Annotated in this window: 2 protein-coding genes; one reads left to right on the forward strand and one right to left on the reverse strand. The window is 56.9% G+C overall.

All coding sequences use genetic code 11. The annotated features are described in order from the left end of the window. Nucleotides 1–201: 201 nt before the first annotated feature. Complete coding sequence (locus ACTQX9_RS09410) at nucleotides 202–1,200, reverse strand: hypothetical protein (RefSeq protein WP_441541366.1); 999 nt, start codon at nucleotides 1,198–1,200, stop codon at nucleotides 202–204. 777 nt (nucleotides 1,201–1,977) lie between these two features. Here ACTQX9_RS09410 and ACTQX9_RS09415 point away from each other — a divergent pair. Further along, nucleotides 1,978–3,357, forward strand: a complete 1,380-nt coding sequence (locus tag ACTQX9_RS09415; RefSeq protein WP_441541368.1) for an ATP-binding protein — start codon at nucleotides 1,978–1,980, stop codon at nucleotides 3,355–3,357. Nucleotides 3,358–4,019: the final 662 nt, after the last annotated feature.

A 4,019-nucleotide genomic window follows, 5' to 3' on the forward strand; every position in this document is an offset into this window, starting at 1 on the left:
CCGATACAATACGGAGAGGCGCAGCAATGCGCTCGGCGGCCGCACGCCGGCCGAGTTCCGCGCCGCGCTGGGAAGGGCCGCGTAACGGTCCAAGAAATCGTCCGCAGTCCCCACTCAATCTGGGACATGGTTTCCGCAGGTGCTGCCAACCGGAAAGTGTGTCCCAGTTTGGTGGGCAGGCGGGCATAAGCTCAGCAGCTCCTACAGCTCAATATCGTTGAGCCATGTCGGCAGCGCGGTCTGCCGGATGCCTGCCGTCTGCAGCTTTTTGGCGAGCATTCCTGCCGAGCGGACTTCACTCATGGTAAAGCGCAGCAGAGGGTGACCGTAGAGCGACAGGTGCGCCTCGCGCTGTCGTTCGGCAACGAGTGCCTCGGCGGTGGTGCGTCCGGCTAGCATGGCCTGGTCGGTATATTTGACGAACCCGTCGAGTTCTCCCAACGTGAGTTCCCGCGCCTGGCGCTCCCAGGCAAAGTCCGTTCGTATAGGCTTGGCCGAATCGAAGGGGTCCGTCAACTCGTATTGAAGCCAGTCGGGCGCAAAGCCCGTCTCGATCATGACGGCTCGGGCGACCGATTCTCCGCCGCTCTCGGCGCGGGCGTTGGCATATCGAAGCGTTGTGAGGGCGGTACGAATCGCCCGACCATTGCGGGCGGTCGCTCGTTGCTCGACGGCCTCCATCAGCTGCTCTCGCGTAAGGCCGAGCTTTGAGATTGCCGAATCGGCAATGGGCATACCGTCGGCAAAACCAGTTTGCAGCAGGCAATCTGTGACCGTTTGGATGGGCGGCGTTACCGATATGCCGGATAGACGGATTGCTCCCGCCGGCTCAATCTGGTGCCGCTGGATTCGGACGCCCGGACGAGCCGACGGCTTTGTCGAGCTGCAGACATGCACGACATTCAGGTGTCGCCACGAGACCTCGATCCCCAGCAGGCAAGCTGCCGAAAACGAGCAGAACGTCCAATCGGGGTGGGTGACCGCAAGGGCGCGGAGGATTTCGCAATGACGCTGCGCTCGGTTGAGTTTATCCCAGTGCATTTTGCGCGCGAACATGCCCGGCATGGGGGAGACGACCGCGCCGCCGGTGCGCCGGAGGAGCGCTTTTCGGATCGCTGTGCTCGGGGGGATCAGGCATCGTCCCTCCTGCTCGGCTTGGTTCAACAACTGGTCGATGAGCTGGTCATTGCAATGGGTCATGAGCTACCGCCTCCTTTTGGGTAGCAAAAACGTATCAGCCGCAACTTGCCGCTCAGCTGACCAAAAGCTGGCCAAAATCTAACCATGCAGGTAGATGGCCTGTTTTCGGCGACATTTTTACATCCGAATCGGTGGGCGGTAATCGGCGACCTTGAACGGTAGCTAGATTTGAAGCCTTGGTAAGTTTCGGGACGTGTACTTTTTTGAAAAAGAGCATTCTATCTGCTGGTTTGTGTTTCTGGATCGCATATTTGAAGGCATGTGATAAGGGCTGTGGATCGTCGTCTTGTATCTGCGGAAACTGTGACCCGGAATTGCCGCTCGGAATGGGACGCGCTTTCCGGAACGCCCCTCAACCGGAAACTGTGCCCCAGATTTCGGCCTCAGAGTGGGATGCCGTTTCCAGATCAGCCCTCAAAAGGAAAATGCATCCCGGAATGAGCGCTCAGAGCGGGATGAACTTTCCCAGCGGTGCCTCTATCGGAAACTGTGTCCCGGATTCGACGCTCAGAATGGGATGCATTTTCCGGTAGAAGCTTCAGCGGAAAGTGCATCCCAGAATTCAGGCTCAGAACGGGACGCGCTTTCCGAATGGCATGCTTGGCGGAAACTACGGCCCAGTTTTTGGCTCCAGAACGGGATGCATTTTCCGGAACGGTCCACGTGCGGTGGTGTAACGTCCCTTTTGCGTGCGCCGCTTGTCGAATTACGTTATAGCTAGCTATATTATAGGAGGGTATAATATAGCTAGCTATAACGTAAAGGAAGGATGGACCCATGTTTATCGGAAGAACGGCGGAAATGTCCGAGCTCAATCGACTGTATGGCACGGGCTCCTTTGAGATGCCTGTGATTTACGGCCGCCGTCGTGTGGGTAAAACGCGCCTTATCACAGAGTTCATCCAAGGCAAGAAGGCTATTTACTTTCAGGCTCGTCGCACCAATGCAGAGGCAAACCTGCATGGCTTTAGTCAGGCGATACTTGCAGGCTCGGTTGGTGCTGCAGGCGTGTCGTTTCGTAGTTTTGACGAGGCGTTCGATGCATTGGCCACCATGGCTCGCACAGAGCGTTTGATTGTCGTAATTGACGAGTATCCCTATCTCGCCCAATCGAATCCCGAGATCAGCTCGTTGCTGCAAGACAAGATCGATCACTTGTACAAAGAGACCAGGCTCATGCTTATCCTGTGCGGGTCGTCGCTTTCGTTCATGGAAGAGCAGGTGTTGGGCTACGAGAGCCCACTATACGGTAGGCGCACGGCCCAGTTTAAGATCATGCCGCTCGATTTTACGACGACCCTCGGCCTGTGGCAGAGCATGAGTCGCGAAGACGCTGCGGTTTGCTATGGCATGACGGGCGGCATTCCTGCATATATCGAGAAAGTCGATCCTGCCGCACCGCTCAAGGACAACATCAAACGTCTTTTTCTTACTCCTACGGGCTATCTCTTTGAGGAGCCGAGTAACCTGCTATTGCAAGAGTGCCGCAATCCCGAGCAATATGATGCGATCGTGCAAGCAATTGCTGAGGGGCGCTCGAGGATCTCGGAGATTGCGAGCTCTACGGGAATCCCTGCGAGCAACGTAAAGAGCTATGTGGATAAGCTGGCGTCGCTTGGGATTGTCGAGCGCGAGCTGCCCCTAAACGAGACGTGCAATAAGCGAGCTGTGTATCTGCTGAGTGACCAGATGTTTAGGTTCTGGTACAAGTTTGTTCCGCAGAACATCGGGCTGATTCAAAACGATATGGCCAAGATGGCGTATAAGCGCATTGAGCCGCACGTATCGGATTACATGGGTACGGTCTTTGAGCTTATATGCGGACAATACGTGTACGAACTCGCGCGCGCGGGCCAGCTCGATGTGGTTCCGGCGAGCGTCGGGCGCTGGTGGGGGACGGATAGTCGCACGCATACGCAGGAAGAAATCGACTTGATTGTTGACGATGGCGAGGGCGCTGCGCTGTTTGCGGAGTGCAAATGGCGCAATGAACCGGTGGGCGAAGACGTGCTGCAAAAGCTCGTGCACCGAAGCGAGCTCTTTAGGAGGCAGCACAAAAGCTATGCGATCTTCTCGAAGCGCGGCTTTACGCAGGGATGTCGGGATGCCGCGGAGAGTAGGGGAGACGTCAAGCTGATTTCGTTTGCCGAGATGTGAGGGCGGGGTAGCTCTGCTCGAGGGCAAGAGCCTGTCCTCGAATTGCTGGAATAGGGCCCCTTCTTTTGTCGTGTTGGCTGTCGGCGGAATGCCGGCGGAATGCCGGCGGAAAGCGTGTCCCAGATTTCGGCCCCAGGGTGGGATGCCGTTTCTGGATCGGCCCTCAGGCGGAAACTACGACCCGGAATTTGGCTCCAAAACGGGATACGCTTTCCCGGTGGCATCTCTAGCGGAAACTGCATCCCGGAATGAGCTCTCGGAACGGGACACGCTTTCCCATTGGGGCTTCAAACGGAAACCGTGTCCCGGAATCGAGCCTCAGGGTGGGACGCTTTTTCCGGTAGAGGCCTGGGACGGAAGGCATGTCCCAGAATCCGGCTAACCCGATGGCCAGGTGGTTGAGCGAGCGGGCCCCGAGGCTCCATTACTGAAAATTCATTTGTTAAACCTGGCAACCGTGGGTAGAATAAAGTCGACGGCAGCCCAAGGGTGATAGCTGGGCAGCGCCGTTGCTTTGATCAAGGGGTCAATGCCTTAACGGCGTCGACCCCTCTTCTAATATGAGAAAGCCATTGTCAATAGGCGTGTTTGTTCGAGCCCGGTTTTAAACCGGGCTTTTTCGTTTCCCGTCGGGAGGGCCCGCGCACGCTGCACGTTTAGTC

The organism is Collinsella sp. LCP19S3_F2 (assembly GCF_052121015.1).
In the GTDB taxonomy this organism is placed as follows: domain Bacteria; phylum Actinomycetota; class Coriobacteriia; order Coriobacteriales; family Coriobacteriaceae; genus Collinsella.